This is a genomic window from Thauera sp. JM12B12, from assembly GCF_039614725.1.
Taxonomy (GTDB): Bacteria; Pseudomonadota; Gammaproteobacteria; order Burkholderiales; family Rhodocyclaceae; genus Thauera.
Genome location: NZ_CP154859.1, coordinates 2,475,201 through 2,500,469 on the forward strand (window position 1 = coordinate 2,475,201; position 25,269 = coordinate 2,500,469).

Below are 25,269 nucleotides of genomic sequence, written 5' to 3' on the forward strand. Positions count from 1 at the left end.
TGGCAGTCTGTAACATCACGCATGCAATTCCACCCGCGCCGCGCACCCCCACTGCATTTTTCGCCAAGCCCTCCCGTGATGCACGACCTCCTGCAATCGTCCGCCTGGCCTGCGCTTAAGGCCCGGCGCGACGCCCTCCTCGGCACCGACCTGCGCACCCTGTTCCGTACCGACCCCGAGCGAGCCCGCCGCATGCAGGCGAGTGCCTGCGGCATCACCCTCGACTACTCCAAGAACCTGCTGTGCGCCGAGTCGCTGGCATTGCTGTTGAGGCTGGCGGCCGAGGCGGATCTGCCCGCGCGCACCGCCGCCCTGTTCGCCGGCGCGCACCTGAACGCCACCGAGGACCGCGCCGTGTTGCACATGGCCCTGCGCGCTCCGCCGGGACGCGAATGGATGGTCGATGGGGTGGACATCGCCGCCGAGGTGCACGCGGTGCGCCGGCGCATGCGCGCATTCGCCGAGCGCTTGCGGGACGGGACCTGGCTCGGTCATGGCGGCAATCCGATCACCGACGTGGTCAATATCGGCATCGGCGGCTCGGACCTCGGGCCGGCCATGGTGTGCGAGGCGCTGCGCGACCAGGCCCACCCACGGCTGCGCATGCATTTCGTCTCCAACGTCGATGGCGTCCAGATTGGAGACGTGCTGCGCGGCTGTCGCCCCGAGACCACGCTCTTCATCGTCGCATCGAAGACCTTCACCACCCAGGAAACGCTGGCGAACGCCCGCGCCGCGCGCGCATGGCTGATCCACCATGCGGGGTCGGCGGAGGCGGTCGCGCGCCACTTCGTGGCGGTATCGACCAGTGCCGCCGCGGTCGCGGCCTTCGGCATCGATCCCGCCAACATGTTCGGCTTCTGGGACTGGGTCGGCGGACGCTTTTCGCTGTGGAGCGCAATCGGCCTGCCCATCATGGTCGCAATCGGACCGGAGCGTTTCGACGCTCTGCTCGCCGGCGCGCATGCGATGGACGAGCACTTCCGCAGCGCACCGCTGGCGGCCAACCTGCCCGTGCTGATGGCGCTGTGCGGTATCTGGAACGTCAACTTCCTCGAGTTGCCGAGCCAACTCATCGCACCCTACCACCAGCGCCTGCACCGTCTCCCGGCCTACCTCCAGCAGCTCGACATGGAGTCCAATGGCAAGTCCGTGCGCCTCGACGGCAGCGCGGTACCCTGCCCCACGAGCCCGATCCTGTGGGGCGAGCAAGGCATCAACGGCCAGCATGCATACTTCCAGCTCCTCCACCAGGGGACGCAGAAAGTCGCCGTGGACTTCATCGGCGTGCTCGAACCCGGGCGAGCGGATGAAGGCCTGCACCGCATCGCCTTCGCCAACCTCGTAGCCCAGGCCGAAGCCCTGATGCGCGGCCGCACGGCTGCCGAAGCCGAAGGCGAGATGCGGGCAGCCGGCCTGCCCGAGGAGCGTATCCGGGAACTGCTTCCCCATCGCGTGTTCGGCGGCAACCGGCCGAGCAACGTGCTGCTGCTCGAGCGCCTCGACCCCCGCACGCTCGGCGCGCTGATCGCCGCCTATGAGCACCGCACCTTCGTGCAGGGCGCGATCTGGGGTGTCAACAGCTTCGACCAATGGGGCGTGGAGCTCGGCAAGCAGCTCGCCGCACGCGTGCTCGACGAGCTCGATCCGGCCACCCCTGCGGTGGCTTCGGAGGCGCACGACGGCAGCACCCGCGGCCTGATCGAACGTTATCGCGCGCAGCTCGCCTGCTGAGCTTTCACGCTGGCCCCGCGAGCGGGACACGCACCAGCGCCGCCAGCATTCCGAGTTTCTCTGCCATCCTGACCGCGCTGGCAGCCTGCTGGCAGCGCCTGGCGCCGCAGTGGCCGCCCACAGGGTGCGCCGTCAGGCGTGCCGCTGCCCGAGATCAGCATTGGCACGCTTCTTGTCTGCGTCTGACCTCGGACGCGGCGAGCTGAGCCCGCGCGGACGATCGCAACCGAGGCCTGCCATGTATTTCCATCCGCTCCATAGCGCCGACTCGAGCCAGATCGGCTACCTGCTCGCCGACCTCGATGAACAGGAGGCGGTCGTCATCGATCCGCCACCGCGCGAGACCGAACTCGTCCTCGCCCTGCTCACCGAACGCAGCCTGCGCCTGTGCCATGTGCTGCGCACGCACGTACATCTCGTCGATGCTGCGGACTGCAGCCCGCTGTGTGACCGCAGCAGCGCGCAGCTCGTGGTCGGCGAAGCGGCCGCCCTGCCAAGCGGATGCCAGGCCGACGTGCTGCGCGCTGCGCACGGCACCCGGCTCGTCTTCGGCAACGAGGTGGTGCGCGTGCTGAGCACACCGGGCCATACGCCGGGCTGCCTCAGCTATCTCTGGCGCGACCGCCTGTTCTGCGGCGACGCTTTCGACGTCGGCAGCTGCAGCGCGGGTGACGGCGAGGCCGACCCCGGCATGCTGTTCGACACGCTCACGCGACGCCTCTTCACCTTGCCCGAGCAAACGCTCGTATTTCCGGCACACCCGCTCCACGGACGCCATGTGGCCACGCTCGGCGAACTGCGCGCGCGTTACGCACCGCGCCTGAAGCACAGCCGGGACGGATTCATCAGCGACGTGATCCAGCGCCGCGAGCGCCTGCCCGGCCGCGGGCTCAGGGCTTGAGGGGCTCCCACCCTGGATGGTCGTACTCTCGACCGTAGTAATTGAGCGTCTCGACCACGCGCATCAGGCCGAGACGCTTGCCCGGCACGCGTGGCGCGCTGCGCATGAGGCCGGCGCCATCGCCGATGTCGCCAAGCATCCATTGCAGGTGACGGCCCGCCTTGCTGTGAAAGTCGCGCCCCGCGGCAAGCGCCGAAAGCTGGCGCTCGATCTCGGTGGCAAGCGCCACGTAGCCCGCCTCGTCGAGCGGTTCTGCGGCATCGCCCGCGAGACGGGCTGCGACGGTCTCACGCAACGTGGCCATCGCGTCACGCAGGCTTTCGTCGGTGGGGCGCGGCTTTTCGTCACCGGGTGCCTGCAGCCTGGGTTGCGGGGCGCCTCCTTCGGCGGCGAGCGCGGGCACGGGCCCGGCGAGCGCAGCGGCCAAGGCGAGCGCGGCGAGGGGGACAGTCGATCGCATGCTTTGCTCCGGATGAGGATCGGACCGGCGGATGCTACCCGTCTGCCCCGCAGAAAGGCTTGAACTGAATCAAGCCGCGTCATCTCCCGCACCCGCTGCATCATCTCCCGCGCCCGCAATCGTCACCGCCAGCCGCTGCCCCGCGGCATCGGCATAGAGCGTGAGCACGCCCCGCGCGGGATCGGCGACGTGAACCACGTCTGCCCATTCGGCATCGCCCGGGAGGAGCTCGCCCAGGCGGTTCGGCCAGCGCAGGATGGCGTCTTCATCGATCTCGTTGCCGGCCAACCTGGGAAAGAGGGCGAAGTAGAGCAGATCGGCCTCGATCAGCTCGTTGAGGAAATGCGTGCCGAGGGAAACGTCCGGGACCAATGTGTCGTGCATCGCGACGATCTCGCACAGCGCCGCCACGTGGTTGATCTCGGAGAACAGCACCGGAATGCCGAGGAACGGATCCTTGGATCCCCAACGCCCGGGGCCGAGCATCAGCACGCAGCGCCCCCCGGCGAGCGCATTGAGGCGCCCGAGGACCCGCGTTACCGCGAGCCGGCGCGCCTGATTGAGCGCGCCATAGGCCGCCGGTCGAACATATACGACGCGTTCGGGCCGGATCACGCGCCCCGGCCCGATCACCGCACCGCGCGCGCTGAGCAGCCTCGTCGCATCCGCCGGCGGCACGACTTCGGCCACCCCCTCGACGCTGCGCACCTGCATCGGCCGGCACTGCAGCAGGTTGATGCGATAGCCACCGTCCGGCACGAAGTTGAGCGCAAACTCGATCTCGACCGCATGCGCATAGGCGTCGTGCAGGCGGGCGAGCAGGAGGCGCAGGTCGGCTACGAAGTCCGTGCGCGCGATCAGTCCGTCGAAGGTGAGGAAGGCGGGACGGTCCGGACCTTCCCGCGTGGTAAACAGCGCCTCGGGAAAATCCGCCTGGCCGCGCACCAGCTCCGCGAAGGGGCCGGTGACCACCTCGTTGCGCGTGAGATCGAGCGTATCCATGCGGCGCTGGGCGTGGCGGGCGATCGCGCCGAAGTTCGTCTCGGGTCGCAACTCCGGCGCGTTGAGCGCGATGAGCCGGGTGTAATCGTCGTCGGCGCGGTCCACCGCCCGCGTACCGAGACCCGCCACCAGGCGCACGACGCCGGCCCTCATGTCGATGCGCGGATTCCACGGATAGGGATTGACCGAGAGCCCCACGCCGGCCGCGTGCGGGTGGAAATAGCGCCCGCCCGCGGTACCCGACACGCGCATGATCAACAGCGCCATCTGCTCGTGCTCGTCGAGCAGGCCGCGTCGCTGGCGGTAGCGCAGCGCCTGCTCCGAGAGCGTGCTCGCATAGACCTGGCGCACCGCATCGAGCAGGTCGGCGAGCCGCTTCTCGCGCGGGCCCTGGTTCACGCAGAACACGCTGTCGTACTGCCCGGCGAAGGCATTGCCATAGCGGTCTTCGAGCCGGGAACTGGAGCGCACGATGAAGGGCCATTCGCCGAAGTAGTCGAGCATGGCCTCGAACTGGCGCACCGTCGAATCGGGGAAGCTACCGCGCAGGATGCGCGCGCGCGCGCCATCGTCCCCGTCCAGCCCCTGCAGGAAGCCCGCCGGATCGCGCTGACGCCGCCGGATCCACCACAACCCGTTGCGCACAAAGAAGGTGTCGAACACCTCGCTGCCGACATAGAAGGAGTCGTGCGCCTCGAGCCGAGCATGCAGCCCGGACGCATCGCGGCGCAGGACCGCGCGCGCCACCAGCATGCCCGCCGCCTTGCCACCGATGGTACCGATGCCGATCATGCGCGCCCGCACTTCGAGCAGATCGTCGAGCGTGAGGTAGCGCTCGAGCAGACGCTGGAGACCGGCCTCCTCCGGAAACAGCAGGCGGGCCAAGCGGGCGAACCAGCTGGCCTCGGCGGCCGTGTCGGGCGCCCCGGCCCGACGCAGGGCGGACACCGTGCGCGCTGCGTCGAAGAGCTGCTGCCAGTGACTGCGGATCTGCTCGTCCTCGAGCCCGGGCCAGCCCGAGCCCGCCAGGATCTCGGCCACCGTGCCGCTGTCGGCCACCGGGCGGAAGCGGTCGCCCGCCTCCCAGGCGTGGATCAGGTTCATGGCCGCGGCCGACCGGTGCTGCACCTTTATCGGCTTGACGTAGAGCCGGTCACGGCAGCGGAACACGTCCAGCAGGTACTGCGTGGTCTCGGTGATCATGTCCATCCCGGCGTGCGCATGCCGGTTCCGCAACACACCGAAGTAGGTCACCGTATCCAGATCGAAGAGCCGCGGGCAGGTCAGGCGAAAGAAGTTGCCGAGCATGCGGTCGGACTGCCAGGCGTCGGCCAACTCGGACAGGCAGTCGAACACGTAGAGCGCCTGCGGGCCTGCGGCCTCGATGACCGAGTGCACCTGATCCACGAAGGCGTCGAAACCATCCTCCGGGCGGGGGCGGTGGATCTCGGCCCCGCCGTCCTCGGGGAGCAGCGTCGCATGGCTGGCGAAGCGGAAGTAGATCAGCCGGTCGCCGCGCGCCAGCGCCGCGGCTGCATACGGACGCACCAGCGCGCCATAGTCGGCGAGCGACTGGATCTGCCAGACGATGTTGTCGCCCGGCGCGACGCCGGAGAGCACGGCGTCGAGTCCTGGCAGGCCGGTGGTGGGCGCGAAGCCGCGCGCGCGGGGGATGGGCGTCGGGTTCATCCTGCAACCCTAGCGCGGCCTGCGCTGCTTGAACAGCAGCCCGGGCCGCAGCCGGCAACGAGCGCCGCAAGGCGGGAACTTTTTGGGCGGCAGCGAACCCTTAGGATCGCGCGTTCGCCGGGCGAGCATTCGCGGCACGCCGTTTGCTTCTCCAGCGTGCGCATGCCGGCAGCCGCCCTTCGCCCAGCCCAGTCGACCTTCCAGCAAACAGACCAAGATCATGCCCCGCCCGACCCTGTCCGTCCGCCTTGCCCTTCTTTCCTTGTCCGCCCTTACGCTGGCCGCATGCTCGAGCGAGATTCCCGACACCCATCCCGAGCAACCGGTGACCAAGCGCCAGCAGGCCTTCAAGGCGATGCTGCGCAGCTTCGAGCCGATGGGAACGATGCTCAAGGACCGTCGCTACGACCCCGACGCCTTCGCGCGCCTGGCGAATGAGCTTGCCAGCCTGCGCGAACGACCCTGGTCGCATTTCGGCCCCGATACCAACTACCCGCCCACCAAGGCCCTCCCTGCCGTTTGGGAGAAACCGGCCGATTTCGAGCAGCGCCGCACATCCTTCATCGAAGCCAGTGACCGGCTGATCGCCGCCGCCACTGCGCGCAACGAAGCAGACGCCCGCAGCGCCTACGCCGAGGTCCAGGACAGCTGCAAGGCCTGCCACCGCGATTTCCGCAGATAAGTCGGAGAGGAAAAGGGCGAAGCGGGCCGGAGGACTTCATCGGGCCGACGCTGCAGGGGGCAAGACCGTTGAGGGGAGACGATCACGCAGCGCTCACGACTCGGTCCCGCTTCGCACAGCAGTAGATCAGCAAAGCCCGTGCCAGGTTGCTTCAGCCCCGCCGTCCGGGCGTTTCAAGCCGCTCCTGTGCGAAAGCTCACTGCCATCTACTGCCTTGAGGCAGCCATTGCTGCCAGCTTGGCGTATTGGAGACAGCTCGGCCTATCCTTCGCCCGCCGCCGTATCCTCGCCGCCGCGTTCCACCAGTCCGAACTCCTTGAGCCGCCGGTAGAGCGTACGCTCGCTGATCCCGAGGCGACGTGCCAGTTCGCGCCGGCTGCCGCGGTGGCTGCGCACCGCGCGCAGCATCGCCTGGCGCTGCACCTCATCGAGATCGAGCGCATCGCCCGACTGCGCGACCGAAGCGCCAGCAGGCATCGGCCCGGCCCCCCTCGCGCTCGTCGCCTCGGGCTCGGGATGCAGCACCTCTTCCGGAAGGTGCTCCGGGCCGATCACGTCGCCATCGCACATCAGGCTCGCGCGTTCGAGCACGTTGCGCAGCTCACGCACGTTGCCCGGGAACGCATACGCGCACAGCAGCCGCAGCGCGGCCGGTGACAGCGTCAGGCGGCGCTTGGGCGCCACGCGCTCGAGCAGGGAATCGATCAGGAGCGGCAGGTCGCCCTCGCGCTCGCGCAAGGGCGGCACCGCGATCGGGAAGGTGTTGATACGGAAATACAGGTCCTGACGGAAGCTGCCCTCGGCGATCATGCGCTTGAGCGGGCGGTGGGTGGCGGAGACCAGGCGGATGTCCGCGCGGCGCAGCTCGGTGGAACCGACCCGGCGATAGGTGCCGGTCTCGAGCAGACGCAGCAGCTTGACCTGCATCGCTAGCGGGATATCGCCGACCTCGTCGAGGAACAGCGTGCCGCCACTGGCCGCCTCGACGAGGCCGGGCTTGCGCGCGGTGGCGCCGGTGAAGGCGCCGCGCTCATGACCGAAGACCTCGCTTTCGAACAGAGTCTCGGGGAGGCCCGAGCAGTCCACCACCACGAACGGTCCTTCCGCGCGACGGCTCGCCTCATGCACGGCGGTCGCGAGCAATTCCTTGCCGGTGCCCGATTCGCCCTGCAGCAACACGCTCGCATCGGAGGGCGCCACGCGCGCGATCATCTCCAGCATGCGCTGGAAGGCGGGCGAGCGACCGATCAGGCCGCGGTGATCCGACACGCCGCGGGCAACGTGCATCGGCTCCATCTTCTCGATGAACCAGGCGATATCGCCCTTCGCGTCGCGCACCGGCGACAGCTCGATGTTCACGTACTCCTCGCCGCGCGGCGTGTGGTGCAGGTGCAGCACACGCTCACGCTGACCCGAAGCCAGGCTGCGGGCAAGCGGGCAGGACTCGCCGGCGCGATCGCAGGGGACACTGTAGTGATGGCTGACGTCGTAGCAGGTACGCCCCACGACGTTGCGACCATCCGGCCATGACGCGCGATAGGCCGCATTGGCGGCGATGATGCGGTAATCGCGGTCGCACAGGATATGCGGCTCGGGCAAGGTCTCGAGGAAGGACACCAACTCGGGAAGCGGGCGCAGATCGGGCGGCATGTCGTGTCACTCCTGACGTCAGCTCTGGCAGAAATCTGCCGTGCTGGCAGATCTTACCTCAATCGCCCACGCGAGATTTCCGCAGGCGTTGATGTCCGGTAAAGCCCAAGACCCTCAGGCCCAATGCGGGCTACGACCCCGCGGCCAAGCCCCGACACCTTGCTTGCGACTGAGCCTTGGCACGTGAATTGCGTTCTGAGCAATGCCTAGGTTTAAACAGTTATCCCATTAGGCATAGCTCTCAGCTATGAATGCAATTCACAGAAGTAGCATGCAATCTCAATTAGCCTCTTCTAATTCTGAACCCGTCGTAATCCTTCATCGTCACTGCCACGGAGCTTCATCATGGAAAACGCAGCCCAATTCAGCTTCCCCCGCCTCAATGAGCCAGCCCCCGCCTTCAACGTCCGGACCACCCACGGCGAGCGCTCGCTTGCGGACTATCGCGGCAAGTGGTTGATCCTGTTCTCCCACCCAGCCGACTTTACCCCGGTGTGCACCACCGAGTTCATCGGCTTTGCCAACGCGGCGCCCAAGTTCGCCGAGATGAATTGCGAGCTGCTGGGCCTGTCGATCGACAGCCTTTTCTCGCACCTGGCCTGGACACGCAACATCAAGGAGAAATTCGGCGTCGACATCCCGTTCCCGATCATCGAGGACATCAAGATGGACGTCGCCCGCGCCTACGGCATGGTCCATCCCGGCGCCGCCGACACCCAGGCCGTGCGCGCAACCTTCTTCATCGACCCGAATGGCGTCCTGCGCGCCATGGTGTATTACCCGATGAGCAATGGTCGCAGCATCGACGAGTTCGTCCGCCTGCTGCAGGCGCTGCAGGCCTCGGACGAGCATGGCGTGGCCACGCCCGAGAACTGGTGCCCGGGCAAAGACGTGATCGTTTCCCCGCCCAAGACCACCGAGGCGGCCGACAAGCGCGCCACCGAGGGCTACAACACGGTCGACTGGTACTTCTCCACCAGGTCGCTGTAAGCGCCCTGCCCTGCGGCATGACTCTCCCGATCGGCCCGGATCCCGTCCGCAAACCCACTCGTAGCCGCCGGTCTGCGGGCGCCTTCCGACTCACCAAAGGAATCCCAGCATGAAGAAAACCCTCGTTGCCCTCGCCATCGCCTTCGCCTCCACCACTGCATTTGCCGACAAGCAGGCCGTCACCGTCGTCCTCAACGCCGAGAGCCCGATGACCCAGGGCATGGCCATGGTGCTGGCCAACCAGATGCAGGAACAGGGCGCACAGGTCGACATCCTGCTATGCGATCAGGCCGGCGACCTCGCACTCAAGGGTGCCGGCGGCGACGCGCTCAAGCCCAACAACGTGACGCCGGCACAGTTGCTCGACGGCGCGCTGAAGAAGGGCGCCACCGCCTCGGTATGCGCGCTCTACCTGCCCAACAGTGGCAAGCAAGCCGAAGACCTGAAGGACGGTATCAAGCCGGCGAAGCCCGCCGACATGGGCGCCGCACTGCTGGAGCCGAACCGCAAAGTCATCGGTTTCTGATTGGCGAGTTCTATTGCAACTTTGTTGCCTTAGAAAGATCCCCACCCTAGAATGCGGCGATGTCCTGCGCCGCACCCGCAGCCCGGCCCCGCGCCGGGCTGCGTGCTTTCTTCCTGTCGCTTCCGCACCCCCGCCGACTCGCCCGCCGCATCAGCGACGGACACGTGCTTGCCGGCAGGGCGCTGCTGGTCGTGCTTGCGCTCGCGCTGCTCGCCGCGCAGATCGAGGTGCACGCCCATGCCCTGACCCATCTGGCAGAGACAACCCGGGCTGCCGCGAACGATGCATCGCCGGGCGAGGAAGACCGCCGTCACGCCGGCGCCCTCTGCCTGGAATGCCTGGCGCTCGCCGCGCTCGAGCTTCCTCCGGCCGCGCCGGCGACCTTCACCTGTGACGATGATGGCGCCGCGCTCACGCCGACCGCCCTCGCGCCGTCCCCCTCGTCGTCCAGCCCGCGGCGGCCACGCTGCCGCGCGCCGCCCTCATCGGCCCTTCGCCCCATCCCCTGCTGAAACCGTCGGGTCCGTGACCCGGCCTGCATGACGCCTCTCCGTCCGGTGCGCTAGCCCGGACGCGGGACGGCCTTTTCCTTGCGCAAACAGAACACGAAGGAAGAACACCGATGTCCAGGCTTCAAACCTCACCCACCCCGCTCATGCTGAGCCTCGCCCTCGCTTTCGGGTCCGCCGCCGCGTACGCGGACGACACCGCGCTTGCCCCGGTCACCGTCTCGGCCAGCGCGCTGGCGCTCGGCAGCGATCAGATGAGCACCCCGGTCAGCGTGATCGCCGGCGACGAGCTCGTACGCCGTCGTGCCGCCACGCTCGGCGAGACGCTGGCCGGCGAACCCGGCATCGCCGCCAGCTACTTCGGGGCCGGCGCCAGCCGGCCCATCATCCGTGGCATGGACGGGCCGCGCGTCAAGCTGCTGTCGGACGGCAGCGAGATCATGGACGCATCCACGATCAGCCCCGACCATGCCGTGGCGATCGAGCCGATGCTGAGCGAGCAGATCGAGGTGCTGCGCGGCCCGTCCGCGCTCGCCTATGGCGGCGGCGCGATCGGCGGCGTGGTGAACGTGCTCGACAAGCGCGTCCCCACCGCGGTCCCCGAACGCGGGGTCGAAGGCAGCGTGGAACTGCGCGCCGACAGTGTCGCGAATGGCGTCGCCGGCGCGTTCGAAGTCACCGCGGGCAGCGGCAACCTCGCCTTCCACGCCGAAGGGCTCAAGCGCGACGCGCGCGACTACCGTGTCGGCAGCGGCTGGGACCACGGCCGGGTCGGGGGCAGCTACAACCAGACCGAGACCGGCAGCCTCGGCGTGTCGTGGGTGGGCGCGCGCGGCTATCTCGGTGTCGCGTATAGCCGTCAGCGGAACGAGTACGGGCTGCCCGGCCACAGCCATGAATACGAAGCCTGCCACCCGCACGGCGACCACCTGCACTGCGGCCACCACGGCGAGGAAGACGATCACGAGCATGAACACGACGAGCACGCCGCCACCCCGTACGTGAAGCTCGACAGCGAACGTTGGGACCTGCGCGGCGAACTGCTGGAACCCTTCGCCGGCTTCACCCGCGCCCGCCTGCGCGCGTCCTACACCGACTACGGCCACGACGAGATCGAGCAGGACGAAGGGATCGACAGCGTCGGCACCCGCTTCCGCAGCAAGGCCAGCGATGCCCGTGTCGAACTCGAACATGCGCCGCTCGGCGGCTGGCGCGGTGTGCTCGGCCTGCAGACCGGCCGCCGCGACTTCCGCGCGGACGGCGATGAAGCCTACGTATCGCCGACCGTGACGACCCGGCACGCGGCCTTCCTGATCGAGGAGTACACACTGGCCGACTGGCGCTTCGAAGCCGGGCTGCGTCACGAATGGCAGGACATCGACGTGGACAGCAGCACCCAGCGCGACCGCAGCCACCGCGGCAACTCGGTGTCGCTCGGCGCGGTGTGGGACTTCGCCCCGCAGTACAGCCTGGGCATGACGCTGTCGCGCACCCAGCGCCTGCCGACGGCCGAGGAACTCTACGCGCGCGGCCTGCACATGGCGACCAGCACCTGGGAACGCGGCAACCCCGAGCTGAAGGCGGAGACGGCCAACAACGTCGACCTGACGCTGCGCAAGCTCGCCGGTCCGACTACCCTCTCCGTCAGCGTGTTCCACAACCGCATCGACGACTACATCCACGCCCGCACGCTCGACGCCTACGAGGACTTCCAGCTCATCGAGTACGCCCAGCGCGACGCCCGCTTCACCGGCATCGAGGGCGCCATCCGCCAGCAGCTCGACGCCACCTTCGGCCTGACGCTCTTCGGCGACTACGTTCGCGCCAGGCTCGAGGCCGGCGACGGCGACCGCGACCTGCCGCGCATCCCGGCTCATCGCGTCGGCCTGCGACTGGATGCCAAGTGGAATGCCTGGCGTGCCGAAGCCGAGGTCTATCGCGTCGGCCGCCAGGACGATGTCGCCGCGTTCGAGCTTGAGACGCCGGGCTACAACATGGTCAATGTCGGCCTGAGCTACAGCGGCCGCTACAAGGCCACGCCCTGGCAGGTCTACGTCAAGGGCAACAACCTCGGCAACCAGCTGGCCTACGCGCACACCTCGTTCATCAAGAACGTCGCCCCGCTCGAAGGTCGTAACCTGGTGGTCGGGATGAGGCTCGGTTTCTGACCGGTGTCGGAGGGCGCATCATCAAATGCCCTCCGGCACACGTGCGCTGCCATCAACGACACACTTGCTGCCGCGTGGCAGCGCACAGACCCTCGGTCCCGAACACGCGCTGAGCCTCGACGTCCTCCGTTTCACGCGGATTGCCCGGGTTTCTCGGGCGGCCCCAAACGTCGCCCGGCCGTGGCATGTTGTTTGCTGGTGCACATCGCATCGACTGCCACCTGCGAGGACGAAACATGCACACGAACGCTTCAGCCGCGCCCACGGCGGTGAGCCCCCCGCTCGAGCGGCTCGCGCATTTCCCGGTCGCCCTGTTCTCCACCGTGATGGGCATGGCGGGCCTCACCATTGCCTGGCTCAAGGCCCATCACACCGGCGGCGTGCCGCTCGAGATCGGCGTCGCGCTGCGCTGGCTGGCGAGTGCGCTGTACCTGTTCCTGCTGGCGACGTACGGAGCCAAGTTGCTGCGACACCCCGAGGCGGTGAAGGCCGATCGCGCCCATCCGGTGCGCCTGAACTTCTTCCCCGCGATCTCCATCGGCCTGCTGCTGCTGTCGATCAGCTGGGCACAGGACGCCCCGGCCGTCGCGCAATGGATGTGGGGCATCGGCGCCGCCGTGCATCTCATGTTCACGTTGTTCGCCATGAGCAGCTGGATCCACCACACCCACTACGACATCAAGCACGCCAACCCGGCCTGGTTCATCCCGGTGGTGGGCAACATCATCGTGCCGATCGCCGGCGTGCGCTTCGCGCCCGCGGACATCAGCTGGTTCTTCTTCAGCATCGGGCTGGTGTTCTGGCTGGTGCTGATGACGATCGTGCTGTACCGGCTGTTCTTCCATGAGCCGCTGCCCGCGCGCCTGACGCCCACGCTCTTCATCCTGATCGCCCCGCCCGCGGTCGGTTTCCTGGCCTATGTCGGCCTCACCGACCAGGTCGACGCCTTCGCCCGGGTGCTGTACTTCACCGCGCTGTTCCTGACCCTGCTGCTGGCGAGCAATGCGGTGCGCTTCTTCCGCCTGCCGTTCTTCATCTCGGCGTGGGCCTATTCCTTCCCGCTGGCAGCGATGACGATCGCCACCTTCGAGATGAGTGCTCGCAGCGGCCAGGTCTTCTATGCAGGGCTGTCCTGGGCGATGCTCGCGGTGCTGAGCGGCGTCGTCGCGCTGCTGGCCTTCAAGACCCTGCGGGCCGCCAGCCGCGGCCAGATCTGCGTGCCCGAGTGAGCCGCTCACTCAGTCACGAAACGACATGAGGAGCTTACCAATGCCCCAGGCAGAGATCCGGTCCTTCTTCGACGCCGCCACCAACACCGTCACTCACGTGGTGTCCGACCCCGCGACAGCACGCGCTGCGATCATCGACAGCGTGCTCGACTACGACCCCAGGTCGGGACGCACATCGCGCACCTCGGCCGACGCCGTCATCGCCTACGTGCGCGACGCCGGGCTTCAAGTCGACTGGCTGCTCGAGACCCACGCCCACGCCGACCACCTTTCGGCCGCGCCCTACCTCAAGCAGCAGCTCGGGGGCAAGATCGGCATCGGCGCGCATATCCGCCAGGTGCAGGCCGTGTTCAAGGACCTTTTCAACGCCAAGGACATGAACACCCACGGCGCCGAGTTCGACCACCTGTTCGAGGACGGCGAGCGCTTCCGCATTGGCGGGCTGGCGGTCGAGGTGATGCACACGCCCGGCCACACGCCGGCCTGCCTCACCTACATCGTCGGGCAGGACGCCTTCGTCGGCGACACCCTGTTCATGCCCGACTACGGCACCGCACGCTGCGACTTCCCCGGCGGAGATGCGGCCACGCTGTTCCGCTCGATCCGCAAGCTACTGTCGCTGCCGCCCGAGACGCGCCTGCACCTGTGCCACGACTATCCGCCCGACGACCGCGCCCCGGTGTGGGAAACCACGGTGGCCGAGCAGCGGGCGAAGAACGTCCACGTCCATGAAGGCGTAGCCGAGGCCGACTTCGTTGCCATGCGCACCGCACGCGATCGCACGCTGGCCATGCCGACGCTGATCCTGCCGGCGATCCAGGTCAACGTGCGTGCCGGCAACCTGCCACCGGCCGAGGACAACGGCGTGCATTACCTGAAGATCCCGATCGACCTGCTGTAGGCGCGCCACCCGCTGCCCGCGACAACTGCCGTCGCCCCCGCATCCTGCTCGCGCGCAGGCACGGCGACCGGCTGGACCGGGCCGGGGTGACAGCGTGGCTATCGGGCCGCATCTTCATGACCCAGGCCGAAGCCTTCAACACCCTCGCCGCAGAGTGCCGGCGTATCTCCGCCTAGCAGGTGTGGTCCGCGTGATCGTGGGCCGCCGCGGGTTTCACCACGCCCTGCGTGTAGTCGACGATGGCCTGCAGGGGATCGGATTCGCCGGTCACGACCAGTTCGATGCCGCGCTGCGCCATCCGCTTGCGAAAGCCTTCGCCCGCACCCGCGGTGATGAGTGCGGTCATGCCGTCGATCGGGTGTCGGTCGCCACGGAACGCATGGAAGGCCATCTCCATCGGCAGGTCGAGACGATCGACCTCGCGCGGGGAGCAGGGGCAGCTGATGTCGTAGATGAGAAACCGCCGGGCCTTGCCGGCGTGCGCGGTGACCGTGCGGAAGTTCTGGCTGGTGACGGCGATCTTCATGCTGTGCCTCGATCGATGCGGCGCGCAGCCCCGCACACGCGGGCGGGCGCCGGGGGTTGGAAGGATGGGACGGGCCGCGCGCGGCTCAGGCGGTGGTCGAGTCGTCCTCGCCGATCAGCACCAGGCTCCCCGACAGCCACTTGTGCGGCGGAATCTCGAGGTTGGTAGGTGCCGGCTGGCTGAGGAACACACGTCCGGCGAGGTCGAAGATCGAACCGTGGCACGGGCACAGGAAGCCGCCGGGCCAGTCATCGCCGATGCCGCTGGCGGCCCCGGACGCGAACTTCTCCGACGGCGAGCAGCCGAGGTGGGTGCAGATACCGATCACCACGAGGTAGTCGGGATTGATCGAACGATGACGATTGGCGGCGTAGTCGGGCTGCTGCGGCTCAGCCGACGCGGGGTCGGCCAGCCGAGGCTCATGCCCTTCCAGACTGGCCAGCATCTCGGCCGTGCGGCGCAGGATCCACACCGGCTTGCCACGCCACTCGACGGTCATCATCTCGCCGGCGGCGAGCTTGCTGACATCGGCCTCGACCGGCGCGCCAGCAGCGCGGGCCCGTTCGGACGGCGTCAGGCTGGCGACGAAGGGAACGGCAGTGGCCGCGGCGCCGACAGCCCCGGCAGCGGAAGTCGCGATCAGGAGCCGACGACGTTCCTTCTTCAGGTTATCCGACATGTGCTGCATCTCCGGTGGGGGTGGTGCGCAGTGCGCTGAAGAAAAGGGAAGCGGAGCCGGTGGAGTTCATCGGGCCGTCGCCACGGGGGTTGAGACCGCAGAGGGAGGACGATCTTGGTGGCGACCACGACACGGCTCCGCTTCTGCGAATCCATTTAGCAACGGCCGTGCCAGCCCGCGAGAACCCAGTGGAGAGGCGGATTTCCGCACAAGGCGACCAAGCCGTCGATCCGCCACGACTGCCAATCGAGGCAGCATCTGCCACCAGACTGCCAACTGGAGCTCAGGCCCGCCGCGTTCGGGCACAAGGGTCTCCACTCATCGATGCAGTCACGCCCCGCCAAATCGACAGTCATGGCGGCAGTTTGACTGCCACCCTGACAGCCAAGACATCATTCCCAATCCGGCGACCTGATCGAAGTTTTTGATTTATCGCAAAAAACGTCTTCCGCTCACGCTGGCACGGCACTTGTTAATGGAGCACCAGACAACCGGAGCGCCCGCATGAAGCCGTCCGACCAAGGCCTGTTGCGTCATCTCACCCTCGTACTCGTGATCAAGCTGGTGCTGATCACCGCGCTGTGGTGGGTGTTCATCCGCGACGCGAAGGTGGCAGTCGACCCTGGCGCCATGGCTGCGCAGGTGCTCGCCCCGGCAAGCAAGACACAACACACGACATCTGGAGAAACCCATGGTCAGTGAGCAACTCGTCGATCTGTCGCGGCTGCAGTTCGCCGCCACGGCGATGTACCACTTCCTGTTCGTGCCGCTCACCATCGGCATGGTGTGGATGCTGGTCATCATGGAAAGCGTCTATGTCATGACCGGCAAGACGATCTACAAGGACATGACCCGCTTCTGGGGCAAGCTGTTCGGCATCAACTTCGCGCTCGGCGTCACCACCGGCATCACGCTCGAGTTCCAGTTCGGCACCAACTGGGCCTACTACTCGCACTACGTGGGCGACATCTTCGGTGCGCCGCTGGCGATCGAGGGCCTGATGGCCTTCTTCCTCGAATCGACCTTCATCGGCCTGTTCTTCTTCGGCTGGGACCGCCTGTCGCGCCAGCAGCACCTGCTGGTGACGATCCTGATGGCGGTGGGCACCAACCTGTCGGCCTTGTGGATCCTGATCGCCAACGGCTGGATGCAGAACCCGGTGGGCTCGGAATTCAGCTACGAGACGATGCGCATGGAACTCACCGATTTCTGGGCGGTGGTGTTCAACCCGGTGGCGCAGGGCAAGTTCGTGCATACGGTGTCGGCTGGCTATGTGACCGGCGCGATGTTCGTGCTGTCGATCTCGGCCTGGTACCTGCTGCGCGGGCGCGACGTGGAGTTCGCCAAGCGCTCGTTCCGCATCGCGGCGGCCTTCGGCTTCGCCTCGATCTGCTCGGTGATCGTGCTCGGTGACGAGTCCGGCTACGCGCTCGGCGAGGCCCAGCAGACCAAGCTCGCGGCGATGGAGGCGATGTGGGAGACCGAACCGGCCCCGGCGAGCTTCAACGTCATCGCCGTGCCCAACGAAGCCGAGATGAAGAACGACTTCGCCCTCCACATCCCCTGGGTGATGGGCCTGATCGGCACGCGCTCGCTGGACAAGGAGCTGCCCGGCCTCAACCAGATCTACGCGCTGAACCGCGAACGCGTGATCGTGGGCGTGGAGGCGGTGAAGCTGCTCGAAGCGCTGCGCAAGAACCCGCAGGACGCGGCGCTGCGCGAGGCCTTCGACGAGGTCAAGGCCGACCTCGGTTTCGGCCTGCTGCTCAAGAAGTACGTCGCCTCGATGGACGACGTCACCCCCGAACTCATCGACCGCGCCGCGCGCGACACGCTGCCCAGGGTGACGCCGCTGTTCTGGACCTTCCGCATCATGGTGGCGCTGGGCTTCGCGATGCTGGCGCTGTTCGGCGCTGCGCTGTGGTACTCGATCAAGGGCGACTTCGCCCAGCGGCCGTGGCTGCTCAGGTGGTCGCTGTGGTTCCTCCCGATGCCCTGGCTGGCCTGCGAGATGGGCTGGTTCGTGGCCGAGTACGGCCGCCAGCCGTGGACGATCTACGGCGTGCTGCCCACCCACCTGTCGGTCTCGACACTGACGGTGGAAAGCCTGTACGGCTCGCTCGCCGGCTTCGTCGGCTTCTACACCCTGCTGCTGATCGTCGAGATGTATCTGATGGTGAAGTTCGCCCGCCAGGGCCCGGGCAGCCTGGGCACCGGCCGCTACAAGAACGAAACCCACCACGCCCACGCCTGATCCCGGAGCGGACATCATGATCTTCGACTACCCGACCCTGAAACTCATCTGGTGGCTGCTGGTGGGCGTGCTGCTCGTCGGCTTCGCCATCATGGACGGCCACGACATGGGCGTGGGCACGCTGTTGCCCTTCGTCGGCAGGAACGACGAGGAGCGCCGCGTCGTCATCAACACCGTCGGCCCGCACTGGGACGGCAACCAGGTGTGGTTCATCACCGGCGGTGGCGCCATCTTCGCCGCCTGGCCGATCGTCTATGCCACCGCCTTCTCGGGCTTCTACTGGGCCATGCTGGCGGTGTTGTGGGCGCTCTTCTTCCGCCCGGTGGGCTTCGACTACCGCAGCAAGATCCACAACGCCACCTGGCGCAGCACCTGGGACTGGGGCCTTTTCATCGGCGGGGCGGTGCCGCCGCTGATCTTCGGCGTGGCCTTCGGCAACCTGTTGCAGGGCGTGCCCTTCCACTTCGACGACACTCTGGTGCCCTACTACACCGGCAGCTTCTGGGGGCTGCTCAATCCCTTCGCGTTGCTGGCCGGCGTGGTGAGCACGGCGATGATCACCTTCCACGGCGCGATCTATCTTGCGCACCGCACCGAGGGCGGCATCCAGCGCCGTTCGATCACCGCCGCGCTGATCTTCGGCGTGCTGATGCTGGCCGGCTTCAGCGCCGCGGGGCTGTGGATCGCCAACGGCGACTTCGGCTATGTGATCACCTCCGTGATCGACACCGCGGCGCTGCCCAACCCGCTCGCCAAGACGGTCGAACTGAAGCCGGGTGCCTGGCTGGCCAACTACGACACCGCGCCGCTGACGATGCTGGTGCCGGCGCTGGCCTACGCGGGCGGACTCGCCGCGCTGGCGCTGGTATGGAAGGGCCGCACGCTGGCTGCCTTCGTCGCCTCGTCGCTTGCCATCGTGGGCGTGATCGGCACCGCCGGCGTGTCGATGTTCCCCTTCGTGATGCCCTCCTCCACCGTGCCGGGCGCCAGCCTCACCGTGTGGGACGCCGTCTCGAGCCAGCGCACGCTGGGCATCATGTTCTGGGCCACGCTGATCTTCATGCCGATCATCGTCGCCTACACCAGCTGGGCCTACAGCGTGATGGCGGGCAAGGTCACCGCAGCCTACATCCGCGAGAACGAGCACTCCGCGTACTGAACCCGTACGAACCGAACAAGGAGAACGACATGTGGTACTTCGCCTGGGTCCTGGGCATCGGCTTCGCCGTGCTGCTGGCCATCCTCAACGCGCTGTGGGGCGAAAATGAAGACGCGCGCGAAGAGGCGCGCGAGCAGGCGCGTGCCGACGCCCTGCGCCAGGCCCATGCCGACGTCGATCCCGCCCGCGCAAACGGCAAGGCTGCGCACTGAGGGCGGCAAGGAGTCGACGATGCACACCAAGGTCTCACCCCTCCCCGCGGCGCCGGCGGGCGGCATCCGGCTGCTGCCCTTGCTGGCTGCGATCGCGATCATGCTGGGCATCACGGCCTGGCCTGCCGCCCTCTCCGGTCCGCAAGGCGTCGCCGACCACTGGGCCGCCCTGGCGCTGTTCTGGGCCATGAGCGCGGGCTTCGTGCGCGGCGTCGGCTTCGTGCCGCGCCATGTGGCCTGGCGCCTGCTTTTCTCGAGCCTGGCCTGCCTGCTCGGCCTCGCCCTGGCTGTCGGCCGCCTCGTTTCCTTGCAGGGCGGCGCTATGTGACCTCGGTCACATAGCCCTGATCGGCACATGGCTATTTGATCAATTACTTATATGATTGAAGAAGAAGCGACGATAGAAACGGGGCTGCGCGCATGGCACAGACCCCCGACCGGGAAGGAGAGACACATGTCCCATACGCCTGAATCCCCCTGCGCCACGCCCGACGTCGATGCCACGCGACGTCGCCTGCTGTTCGGCGCCTCCGTGCTGCCCGTGGTCGCCGGCAGCGGCCTCGCCGTGGCCACCCAGCCGGCTCGCGCGTCGCTGAAGACCACGGCGCGCATCGTCATCGCCGGCAGCGGTCTGGGTGGCCTGGCCATTGCCAGCCGCCTGTCGCGCGAGCTCGACGGCGCCAGGATCACGATCATCGACCGCAAGGAAGTCCACAACTACCAGCCCGGCTACACCCTGGTGGCGACCGGCATCTGGCCGGTCGACAAGGTCAGCGACCGCAACGCCGACCTGGTGCCCGCCGGCGTGGAATGGGTGCGCGAGATGGTGGCCGAGTTCGACCCCGAGGCCAACGCGGTCGTCACCGACAGCGGCAAGCGCATCGCGTACGACTACCTGGTGGTGGCCACCGGCCTGCATCTGGACTTCGCCCAGATCGAAGGCATGGACGTCGCCGCCATCGGCACCCACGGCCTGGGCTGCGTCTATCCCAGCCCCGCCGCGGCGGAAGCAACCTGGCAGGCGATGGACGCTTTCCGCCAGAAGGGCGGCCAGGCGCTGATGACCTTGCCCGCCACGCCGTTGAAGTGTGCCGGCGCGCCACTGAAGATGACCTTCATGATCGCCGACCGCCTGAAGCAGGCCGGCACGCGTACGCGCTCGAAGATCGACTTCCACTCTGCGCTCGGCAACATCTTCAGCGTGCCGCGCATCAACGAAGAGGTCCTGCGCCGCTGGGCCGAGCTCGACATCCCGGTCACCTTCAACAGCAAGCTCGTCGCGGTGGACGTCGGCGCGCGCCGCGCCACCGTGAGCAGTCCGGAAGGCGAACGCACCGAGATCGACTATGACTTCATCCACGTCGTGCCGCCGATGCGCGCGCCCGACCCGGTGAAGAACAGCCCGCTGTCATGGAAGGAAGGCGGCTTCGCCGCCGGTGGCTGGCTGGAGGTCGACCCCAAGACCCTGCGCCACCGCCGCTTCCCGAACGTGTTCGGGATTGGCGACATCAACGGCACCGGCAAGGGCAAGACCGCCGCCACGGTCAAGAAGAGCGCGCCGATCGTGGCACAGCACCTCATCGACGTCATCGCGGGTCGCGAGCCCTCGCTGGTTTTCGACGGCTACACCTCCTGCCCGCTGCTGCTGCGCGAGGGCTCGGCCCTACTCATCGAGTTCGACTACAACAACAATCTCACGCCCTCCCTGCCGATGATCGATCCGCTCCAGGACAGCTACTTCGCCTGGGTCATGAAATACCGCCTGCTCAAGCCCGCCTACATGGCGGTGGCCAAGGGTCGGGTCTAGGGGGATACGACATGTACGAAATCTGGCTGACGCTGAACATCCTCTTCGAACTGGGCCTGCAGTATCTGCCCGTGGTGGTCGCGACCGCCGTGCTGTGGGTGGTGCTGATGGGCGTTGCCGCCAGCCGCGGCCGCCCGGGCTGGGGCAAGGCGATCAAGCCTGCGGTGGTCGCCTTCGTGGTCGTCACGGCGATCACCTTCTTCATCACACCCGGGCTCACTCGGTCGTCCTTCGCCAACATGGGCTACTGGGTGGATTGGGCGAACCTCTTCCTCTATGCAGCGGCATTCGGCGGCGTGGCCGCCGCGCTGGTCTGGCCGCTCGCCGCGATGATGCGCCGTTCTGCCTGAGCCAGCCCCACCGCTGCACGCAAGCCCCGCCGCCCGCGCGCCGGGCGACGGGGCTTTCTTTGTCTGAACCAAGGAGATCCTCCATGAAACGACTCTTGATCGCCGCCGCACTCGGCTTCGCAGCCCTCACCGCCCAGGCCGCCGACATCGGCATCTCCGCCCAGGAAACCTACGCCAAGATCCAGGTCGGCGAACCCAGCGTGCTGTTCATCGACGTACGCGACCCGGTCGAGATCATGTTCGTCGGCTTCAGCGACGTCGTGCATGCGAACATCCCCTACCTGATGGTCGACCGCACGCAGTGGAACGCCGAGCGCGGGGTGTTCAGGCTCTACCAGAACCCCGACTTCGTCGCCCAGGTCAAGGCCGAGCTGGAAAAGCGCGGCATGGGCATGGACGCCGAGATCATCACGATGTGCCGTTCGGGCAGCGAGCGCGGCGAGCCGAGCGCAGACTTCCTGCGCAAGAATGGCTTTCCGAATGCACGCTTCGTCATCGACGGTTTCCAGGGCGCGGCGATCAAGGACGGCCCGCAGGCCGGCTTCCGCTTGAAGAACGGCTGGCAGAACAGCGGCCTGCCGTGGTCCGCGAAGATGAATCCGGAAAAGATCTACCGTACCGACCAGCGCTGAACCCGGGATGGGCCGGCTGCGAGGGCCCGCGCGCACGATGCCGGCGCCTCCGGCCCAGAGCCCGCGGCGCCGCTTAAGGGATTCTTAGCATTCCGGCAGCGCCTTTTTAGCAACGCGTCGCGCATGCGGTCGCCACACTGCAGGTGCTCGCGCTGGACAGCCGTCCAGCCGGGGGCATCAACCTGCAGGAGACGACAGACCATGAAACGAGCGCGCCCTTCCATCCTCGCCGCAACCCTCATCCTCGCCAGCACGGCGCCGGCGGCCCTTGCCGGCGACACCGACCCGGAGCAGGCGATGATCGAGCGCGGCCGCTACATCGCCCGCATCGCCGGCTGCAACGACTGCCACACGCCGAACTATGCGATGACCGGCGGCGCGGTACCCGAGCAGCAGTGGCTCACCGGTGATCGCCTGGGCTGGCGCGGCCCCTGGGGCACGACCTACCCGACGAACCTGCGGCTGTCGGTCAGCCGCGTCGACGAGGACAGCTGGGTGCGCAACGCGCGCACGGCAAGTGCTCGCCCACCCATGCCGTGGTTCGCGCTGCGCGACATGGACGAGCGCGACCTGCGCGCGTTCTACCGCTTCGTGCGCGCGCTCGGTCCGGCAGGCGAACCGGCCCCCGCCTACCTTCCTCCCGGGGTGCAGCCGCAGGGCGTCGCGATCGTGTTCCCGGCAGCACCCGAGTAGGGGCCCCGCCCGTATGTGGCCTGGGTGGAAAGCTTGAGATCCGGTCCAGGGTGTCTATGCTCAAGGCACCATGGACCACACCGATCCGCCTTTGCTCGATGACGAGCTCGCCGCGTTCGTCTGTCGCGAGGTCTCGATTACCGTCGCGAGCTGCGACGACGATCGGATTCCTCACCTCGCCCGCGGCACCGGCTGTCGCATCTCGCCCGACCGGCGCCAGCTCACCGTGCTGCTGGCCGCGCCTGCGGCAGCCGAGGTGCTCGCCGACGTCCGCGGCAGCGGGCGCGTCGCGGTCGTCTTCAGCCTGCCGGCGACGCACCGCACCCTGCAGCTAAAGGGTGTCGACGCCGTCGTCGTCAGCGCGGCACCCAGCGACGCGGAACACGCCGCCCGCCACGCCGACGCCTTCGCCAGCGGCCTCGAGCTGCTCGGCTATTCAGCGGCGGTGATCCGCAGCGTGCTCCAGGCCGCGCCCGCTGAACTCGTCGCGATCCGCTTCACACCGAGCTTCGGCAGCCTGCAGACACCCGGCCCCGAAGCCGGGCAGGCACTGCGCGCATGAAGCTCAAGCTCGATGCCATCCGCGGCTGCCTCGACGGTGCCATCCCGGGAACGATCGCCACCTGCTCGGCGGACGGCGTGCCCAATGCGGCGTATCTCTCCCAGGTGCAGTACGTGGACGCCGACCATGTCGCCCTGTCCTGGCAGTTCTTCAACACCACCCGCCGCAACATCCTGGCCAATCCTTTCGCGCGCGTCGCCCTCATCGACCCGCTGACGGCGGCGCACTACCGGCTCTTGCTGCGCTACCGGCGCACCGAGGAAGAAGGACCGCTGTTCGAGATCATGAGGGCGAAACTGGCCGGGATCGCCTCGCACACCGGCATGGCCGGCGTCTTCCGCCTGCTCGGCGCCGACGTCTATCGCGTGCTCGAGATCGTCCAGGTCCCCGGCGCCACCCTGCCGCCCCCGCCGCCTCGCGCCAACCTGCTCGCCGCGCTGCGCGCCAGCGTCGAGGAGCTCTGCCTGTGCAGCGAACTGGATGGCCTGCTGGCGCAAACCCTCGACTGCCTGGAGCGCCACTTCGACATCCACCACGCGATGATCCTGATGCTCGATTCTTCGGCCGGTCGGCTCTACACCGTCGCCAGCAAGGGCTACGACGCCTCCGGCATCGGCTCCGAGATTGCCCTTGGCGACGGAGTGATCGGCGTCGCGGCGCGCGAGCGCACCCCGATCCGGATCGGCCATTTCGCCGCCGATTACAGCTACGGCAAGGCGATCCGCGACAACCTCGAGCGTAGCGGCCAGGCGGCCAGCATGGACACCGAGATTCCCCTGCCCGGCCTGCCGCGCGCGAACAGCCAGCTCGCGGTCCCGATCCGCACCGGCCAGCGCGTGCTTGGCGTGCTCTATGTCGAGAGCGCGCAGGAGCAGCGCTTCAGCTACGACGACGAGGACGTCATGGTGTCGCTGGCGGGCGGCCTGGGTGCGGCGATGCAGTTGCTGCATCACGGTACGCAGGATCACTGCGATGAAAACCGGGGCACTGCCCACCTGCCGCCCGCCGCGCCGACCGGCCCACCGCTGCAGGTCCGCCATTTTGGCGAGAACGACAGCATCTTCCTCGACGCGGAATACCTGATCAAGGGCGTTGCCGGATCGATCCTGTGGACGCTGCTGCGCGACCACGCCGAAACAGGCCGTACCGCGTTCAGCAACCGCGAGTTGCGGCTCGACCCCCGCATCCGCCTGCCCGACATCAGCGACAACCTCGAGGCCAGGCTGATCCTGCTCAGCCGCCGGCTGGTCGAACGCAAGGTGCCGATCCGCATCGAGAAGACGTCCCGCGGCTGCTTCGCGCTGCGCGTGGAACGCCCGCTCCAGCTCAGCCACGTGCCCGCCCCCGGCTGAAGCACGGCTGCTTGGCGGCACGCGGCGCCGCTGGGTTAAACTCGGCGCCCTGCAAACGCGCGCCCGCTCGGCATTCGCCCGCCGCGCCCAGCCACCGAACCCGATGGAGTCACCCATGAGCCTGCTCGCCCAACTGAAAAAGGATTCCCTCCTCGCCCGCAAGGCCGCCGACAGCGTGCGCGCCACCCTGTTGTCCACGCTGATCGCCGAGGCCGAGATGGTCGGCAAGAACGCCGGCAACCGCGAGAGCAGCGATGACGAGGTTCAGCAGACCATTCGCAAGTTCCTGAAGAACAACCAGGAGGCGGTGGCGGTGATCAAGGATGCCGACCGCCTCGCGGTGCTCGCGCAGGAATCGGCGATCCTGACGTCCTACCTGCCGCCGATGGCGAGCGAAGCCGAGGTGAAGGCCTTCATCGCCGACACCGTCGCCGGCCTGGCCGACCGCTCGCCGAAACAGATGGGCGCAGTGATGGGCGCGCTGAAAGGGAAGTTCGGCACCAGCTTCGACGCCAAGCAGGCGAATGCCTGGGTGAAGGAAGCGCTCGCCGGCTGATCGCCCCGGCGGGGATCAGGATGAAGATCAATGGGGTCAGACCCCA

The 25,269-nt window shown here is 67.7% G+C and carries 26 protein-coding genes; 21 read left to right on the top strand and 5 right to left on the bottom strand.

Features of this window, described 5'->3' with window-relative positions; genetic code table 11:
• Positions 1–78: 78 nt before the first annotated feature.
• The gene (gene pgi / locus AAG895_RS11090; RefSeq protein ID WP_345795279.1) at positions 79–1,734 is read left to right on the top strand and encodes a glucose-6-phosphate isomerase; all 1,656 of its coding nucleotides are present in this window, start codon (positions 79–81) and stop codon (positions 1,732–1,734) included.
• Between the two features lie 238 nt (positions 1,735–1,972).
• Positions 1,973–2,635 carry an MBL fold metallo-hydrolase gene (locus AAG895_RS11095; RefSeq protein WP_345792072.1) on the top strand — a complete coding sequence of 221 codons (663 nt, stop codon included), beginning with the start codon at positions 1,973–1,975 and terminating at the stop codon, positions 2,633–2,635.
• Here AAG895_RS11095 and AAG895_RS11100 read toward each other — a convergent pair.
• Both AAG895_RS11100 and AAG895_RS11105 read right to left on the bottom strand, forming a co-directional pair.
• Positions 2,625–3,095 carry a hypothetical protein gene (locus AAG895_RS11100; protein WP_345792073.1) on the bottom strand — a complete coding sequence of 157 codons (471 nt, stop codon included), beginning with the start codon at positions 3,093–3,095 and terminating at the stop codon, positions 2,625–2,627. The genes AAG895_RS11095 and AAG895_RS11100 overlap by 11 nt on opposite strands.
• A 69-nt stretch (positions 3,096–3,164) precedes the next feature.
• Positions 3,165–5,786, bottom strand: coding sequence for a PEP/pyruvate-binding domain-containing protein (locus AAG895_RS11105; RefSeq protein ID WP_345792074.1), 2,622 nt, complete (start codon positions 5,784–5,786; stop codon positions 3,165–3,167).
• A 220-nt stretch (positions 5,787–6,006) separates the two neighbouring features.
• Between AAG895_RS11105 and AAG895_RS11110 the strand changes: the two genes are divergently transcribed.
• Entirely contained in the window at positions 6,007–6,468 is a 462-nt protein-coding gene (locus tag AAG895_RS11110) for a cytochrome c (RefSeq protein ID WP_345792075.1), read from the top strand.
• A 261-nt stretch (positions 6,469–6,729) separates the two neighbouring features.
• On the opposite strand, the gene AAG895_RS11115 is transcribed toward AAG895_RS11110, so the two are convergent.
• Positions 6,730–8,118 (bottom strand): sigma-54-dependent Fis family transcriptional regulator, encoded by a 1,389-nt coding sequence (locus tag AAG895_RS11115; RefSeq protein WP_345792076.1) that lies wholly within the window; start codon positions 8,116–8,118, stop codon positions 6,730–6,732.
• A 345-nt stretch (positions 8,119–8,463) separates the two neighbouring features.
• Between AAG895_RS11115 and AAG895_RS11120 the strand changes: the two genes are divergently transcribed.
• The 6 genes from AAG895_RS11120 (at position 8,464) to AAG895_RS11145 (ending at position 14,441) form a co-directional block, all read left to right on the top strand.
• A complete protein-coding gene (locus tag AAG895_RS11120) occupies positions 8,464–9,108 on the top strand; it encodes a peroxiredoxin (RefSeq protein WP_345792077.1) in 645 nt (214 codons plus the stop codon).
• A 109-nt stretch (positions 9,109–9,217) separates the two neighbouring features.
• Positions 9,218–9,634: a hypothetical protein gene (locus AAG895_RS11125; RefSeq protein ID WP_345792078.1), complete on the top strand. Its 417-nt coding sequence runs from the start codon at positions 9,218–9,220 to the stop codon at positions 9,632–9,634.
• Between the two features lie 59 nt (positions 9,635–9,693).
• The gene (locus AAG895_RS11130; protein ID WP_345792079.1) at positions 9,694–10,146 is read left to right on the top strand and encodes a hypothetical protein; all 453 of its coding nucleotides are present in this window, start codon (positions 9,694–9,696) and stop codon (positions 10,144–10,146) included.
• 110 nt (positions 10,147–10,256) lie between these two features.
• Complete coding sequence (locus tag AAG895_RS11135) at positions 10,257–12,311, top strand: TonB-dependent receptor (RefSeq protein WP_345792080.1); 2,055 nt, start codon at positions 10,257–10,259, stop codon at positions 12,309–12,311.
• A gap of 236 nt (positions 12,312–12,547) precedes the next feature.
• Positions 12,548–13,540, top strand: coding sequence for an SLAC1 anion channel family protein (locus AAG895_RS11140; RefSeq protein WP_345792081.1), 993 nt, complete (start codon positions 12,548–12,550; stop codon positions 13,538–13,540).
• 40 nt (positions 13,541–13,580) lie between these two features.
• Positions 13,581–14,441 carry an MBL fold metallo-hydrolase gene (locus AAG895_RS11145; protein ID WP_345792082.1) on the top strand — a complete coding sequence of 287 codons (861 nt, stop codon included), beginning with the start codon at positions 13,581–13,583 and terminating at the stop codon, positions 14,439–14,441.
• Between the two features lie 172 nt (positions 14,442–14,613).
• Here AAG895_RS11145 and AAG895_RS11150 read toward each other — a convergent pair whose 3' ends face one another.
• Entirely contained in the window at positions 14,614–14,967 is a 354-nt protein-coding gene (locus AAG895_RS11150) for a nitrogen fixation protein (RefSeq protein WP_345792083.1), read from the bottom strand.
• Between the two features lie 85 nt (positions 14,968–15,052).
• A complete protein-coding gene (gene petA, locus AAG895_RS11155; RefSeq protein WP_345792084.1) occupies positions 15,053–15,646 on the bottom strand; it encodes a ubiquinol-cytochrome c reductase iron-sulfur subunit in 594 nt (197 codons plus the stop codon).
• 504 nt (positions 15,647–16,150) lie between these two features.
• On the opposite strand from petA, the gene cydP reads away from it, so the two are divergent.
• From cydP to AAG895_RS11215, 12 genes are all read left to right on the top strand, one after another.
• The gene (gene cydP, locus AAG895_RS11160) at positions 16,151–16,348 is read left to right on the top strand and encodes a cytochrome oxidase putative small subunit CydP (RefSeq protein ID WP_345792085.1); all 198 of its coding nucleotides are present in this window, start codon (positions 16,151–16,153) and stop codon (positions 16,346–16,348) included.
• The gene (locus tag AAG895_RS11165) at positions 16,338–17,900 is read left to right on the top strand and encodes a cytochrome ubiquinol oxidase subunit I (protein WP_345792086.1); all 1,563 of its coding nucleotides are present in this window, start codon (positions 16,338–16,340) and stop codon (positions 17,898–17,900) included. The genes cydP and AAG895_RS11165 overlap by 11 nt, the downstream gene beginning before the upstream one ends.
• Positions 17,901–17,916: 16 nt before the next feature.
• Positions 17,917–19,059 carry a cytochrome d ubiquinol oxidase subunit II gene (gene cydB, locus AAG895_RS11170; protein WP_345792087.1) on the top strand — a complete coding sequence of 381 codons (1,143 nt, stop codon included), beginning with the start codon at positions 17,917–17,919 and terminating at the stop codon, positions 19,057–19,059.
• A 29-nt stretch (positions 19,060–19,088) separates the two neighbouring features.
• Positions 19,089–19,271, top strand: a complete 183-nt coding sequence (gene cydX, locus AAG895_RS11175) for a cytochrome bd-I oxidase subunit CydX (RefSeq protein ID WP_345792088.1) — start codon at positions 19,089–19,091, stop codon at positions 19,269–19,271.
• 19 nt (positions 19,272–19,290) lie between these two features.
• Positions 19,291–19,599 (top strand): cyd operon YbgE family protein, encoded by a 309-nt coding sequence (locus AAG895_RS11180; RefSeq protein WP_345792089.1) that lies wholly within the window; start codon positions 19,291–19,293, stop codon positions 19,597–19,599.
• A 126-nt stretch (positions 19,600–19,725) separates the two neighbouring features.
• A complete protein-coding gene (locus AAG895_RS11185) occupies positions 19,726–21,078 on the top strand; it encodes an FAD/NAD(P)-binding oxidoreductase (RefSeq protein ID WP_345792090.1) in 1,353 nt (450 codons plus the stop codon).
• Between the two features lie 11 nt (positions 21,079–21,089).
• Positions 21,090–21,428: a hypothetical protein gene (locus AAG895_RS11190; protein ID WP_345792091.1), complete on the top strand. Its 339-nt coding sequence runs from the start codon at positions 21,090–21,092 to the stop codon at positions 21,426–21,428.
• An 83-nt stretch (positions 21,429–21,511) separates the two neighbouring features.
• A complete protein-coding gene (locus AAG895_RS11195) occupies positions 21,512–22,060 on the top strand; it encodes a rhodanese-like domain-containing protein (RefSeq protein WP_345792092.1) in 549 nt (182 codons plus the stop codon).
• Between the two features lie 201 nt (positions 22,061–22,261).
• Entirely contained in the window at positions 22,262–22,753 is a 492-nt protein-coding gene (locus AAG895_RS11200) for a cytochrome C (protein WP_345792093.1), read from the top strand.
• Between the two features lie 70 nt (positions 22,754–22,823).
• Positions 22,824–23,315, top strand: a complete 492-nt coding sequence (locus tag AAG895_RS11205; RefSeq protein WP_345792094.1) for a hypothetical protein — start codon at positions 22,824–22,826, stop codon at positions 23,313–23,315.
• Entirely contained in the window at positions 23,312–24,667 is a 1,356-nt protein-coding gene (locus AAG895_RS11210; protein ID WP_345792095.1) for a GAF domain-containing protein, read from the top strand. The genes AAG895_RS11205 and AAG895_RS11210 overlap by 4 nt, the downstream gene beginning before the upstream one ends.
• A 115-nt stretch (positions 24,668–24,782) precedes the next feature.
• Positions 24,783–25,223 (top strand): GatB/YqeY domain-containing protein, encoded by a 441-nt coding sequence (locus AAG895_RS11215; protein WP_345792096.1) that lies wholly within the window; start codon positions 24,783–24,785, stop codon positions 25,221–25,223.
• The last annotated feature ends 46 nt before the right edge of the window (positions 25,224–25,269 follow it).

What these genes read in the sequence shown, in the direction of transcription:
- AAG895_RS11115 (WP_345792076.1), bottom strand. Translation starts at nt 8,118, where the DNA reads ATGCCGCCCGATCTGCGCCCGCTTCCCGAGTTGGTGTCCTTCCTCGAG.
- pgi (WP_345795279.1), top strand. Translation starts at nt 79, where the DNA reads ATGCACGACCTCCTGCAATCGTCCGCCTGGCCTGCGCTTAAGGCCCGG.
- AAG895_RS11185 (WP_345792090.1), top strand. Translation starts at nt 19,726, where the DNA reads ATGTCCCATACGCCTGAATCCCCCTGCGCCACGCCCGACGTCGATGCC.
- AAG895_RS11210 (WP_345792095.1), top strand. Translation starts at nt 23,312, where the DNA reads ATGAAGCTCAAGCTCGATGCCATCCGCGGCTGCCTCGACGGTGCCATC.
- cydB (WP_345792087.1), top strand. Translation starts at nt 17,917, where the DNA reads ATGATCTTCGACTACCCGACCCTGAAACTCATCTGGTGGCTGCTGGTG.
- AAG895_RS11130 (WP_345792079.1), top strand. Translation starts at nt 9,694, where the DNA reads ATGTCCTGCGCCGCACCCGCAGCCCGGCCCCGCGCCGGGCTGCGTGCT.
- AAG895_RS11200 (WP_345792093.1), top strand. Translation starts at nt 22,262, where the DNA reads ATGAAACGAGCGCGCCCTTCCATCCTCGCCGCAACCCTCATCCTCGCC.
- AAG895_RS11165 (WP_345792086.1), top strand. Translation starts at nt 16,338, where the DNA reads ATGGTCAGTGAGCAACTCGTCGATCTGTCGCGGCTGCAGTTCGCCGCC.
- AAG895_RS11205 (WP_345792094.1), top strand. Translation starts at nt 22,824, where the DNA reads ATGGACCACACCGATCCGCCTTTGCTCGATGACGAGCTCGCCGCGTTC.
- cydP (WP_345792085.1), top strand. Translation starts at nt 16,151, where the DNA reads ATGAAGCCGTCCGACCAAGGCCTGTTGCGTCATCTCACCCTCGTACTC.
- AAG895_RS11145 (WP_345792082.1), top strand. Translation starts at nt 13,581, where the DNA reads ATGCCCCAGGCAGAGATCCGGTCCTTCTTCGACGCCGCCACCAACACC.
- AAG895_RS11100 (WP_345792073.1), bottom strand. Translation starts at nt 3,095, where the DNA reads ATGCGATCGACTGTCCCCCTCGCCGCGCTCGCCTTGGCCGCTGCGCTC.
- petA (WP_345792084.1), bottom strand. Translation starts at nt 15,646, where the DNA reads ATGTCGGATAACCTGAAGAAGGAACGTCGTCGGCTCCTGATCGCGACT.
- AAG895_RS11190 (WP_345792091.1), top strand. Translation starts at nt 21,090, where the DNA reads ATGTACGAAATCTGGCTGACGCTGAACATCCTCTTCGAACTGGGCCTG.
- AAG895_RS11215 (WP_345792096.1), top strand. Translation starts at nt 24,783, where the DNA reads ATGAGCCTGCTCGCCCAACTGAAAAAGGATTCCCTCCTCGCCCGCAAG.
- AAG895_RS11150 (WP_345792083.1), bottom strand. Translation starts at nt 14,967, where the DNA reads ATGAAGATCGCCGTCACCAGCCAGAACTTCCGCACGGTCACCGCGCAC.
- AAG895_RS11125 (WP_345792078.1), top strand. Translation starts at nt 9,218, where the DNA reads ATGAAGAAAACCCTCGTTGCCCTCGCCATCGCCTTCGCCTCCACCACT.
- AAG895_RS11105 (WP_345792074.1), bottom strand. Translation starts at nt 5,786, where the DNA reads ATGAACCCGACGCCCATCCCCCGCGCGCGCGGCTTCGCGCCCACCACC.
- AAG895_RS11140 (WP_345792081.1), top strand. Translation starts at nt 12,548, where the DNA reads ATGCACACGAACGCTTCAGCCGCGCCCACGGCGGTGAGCCCCCCGCTC.
- AAG895_RS11180 (WP_345792089.1), top strand. Translation starts at nt 19,291, where the DNA reads ATGCACACCAAGGTCTCACCCCTCCCCGCGGCGCCGGCGGGCGGCATC.
- AAG895_RS11135 (WP_345792080.1), top strand. Translation starts at nt 10,257, where the DNA reads ATGTCCAGGCTTCAAACCTCACCCACCCCGCTCATGCTGAGCCTCGCC.
- cydX (WP_345792088.1), top strand. Translation starts at nt 19,089, where the DNA reads ATGTGGTACTTCGCCTGGGTCCTGGGCATCGGCTTCGCCGTGCTGCTG.
- AAG895_RS11095 (WP_345792072.1), top strand. Translation starts at nt 1,973, where the DNA reads ATGTATTTCCATCCGCTCCATAGCGCCGACTCGAGCCAGATCGGCTAC.
- AAG895_RS11110 (WP_345792075.1), top strand. Translation starts at nt 6,007, where the DNA reads ATGCCCCGCCCGACCCTGTCCGTCCGCCTTGCCCTTCTTTCCTTGTCC.
- AAG895_RS11120 (WP_345792077.1), top strand. Translation starts at nt 8,464, where the DNA reads ATGGAAAACGCAGCCCAATTCAGCTTCCCCCGCCTCAATGAGCCAGCC.
- AAG895_RS11195 (WP_345792092.1), top strand. Translation starts at nt 21,512, where the DNA reads ATGAAACGACTCTTGATCGCCGCCGCACTCGGCTTCGCAGCCCTCACC.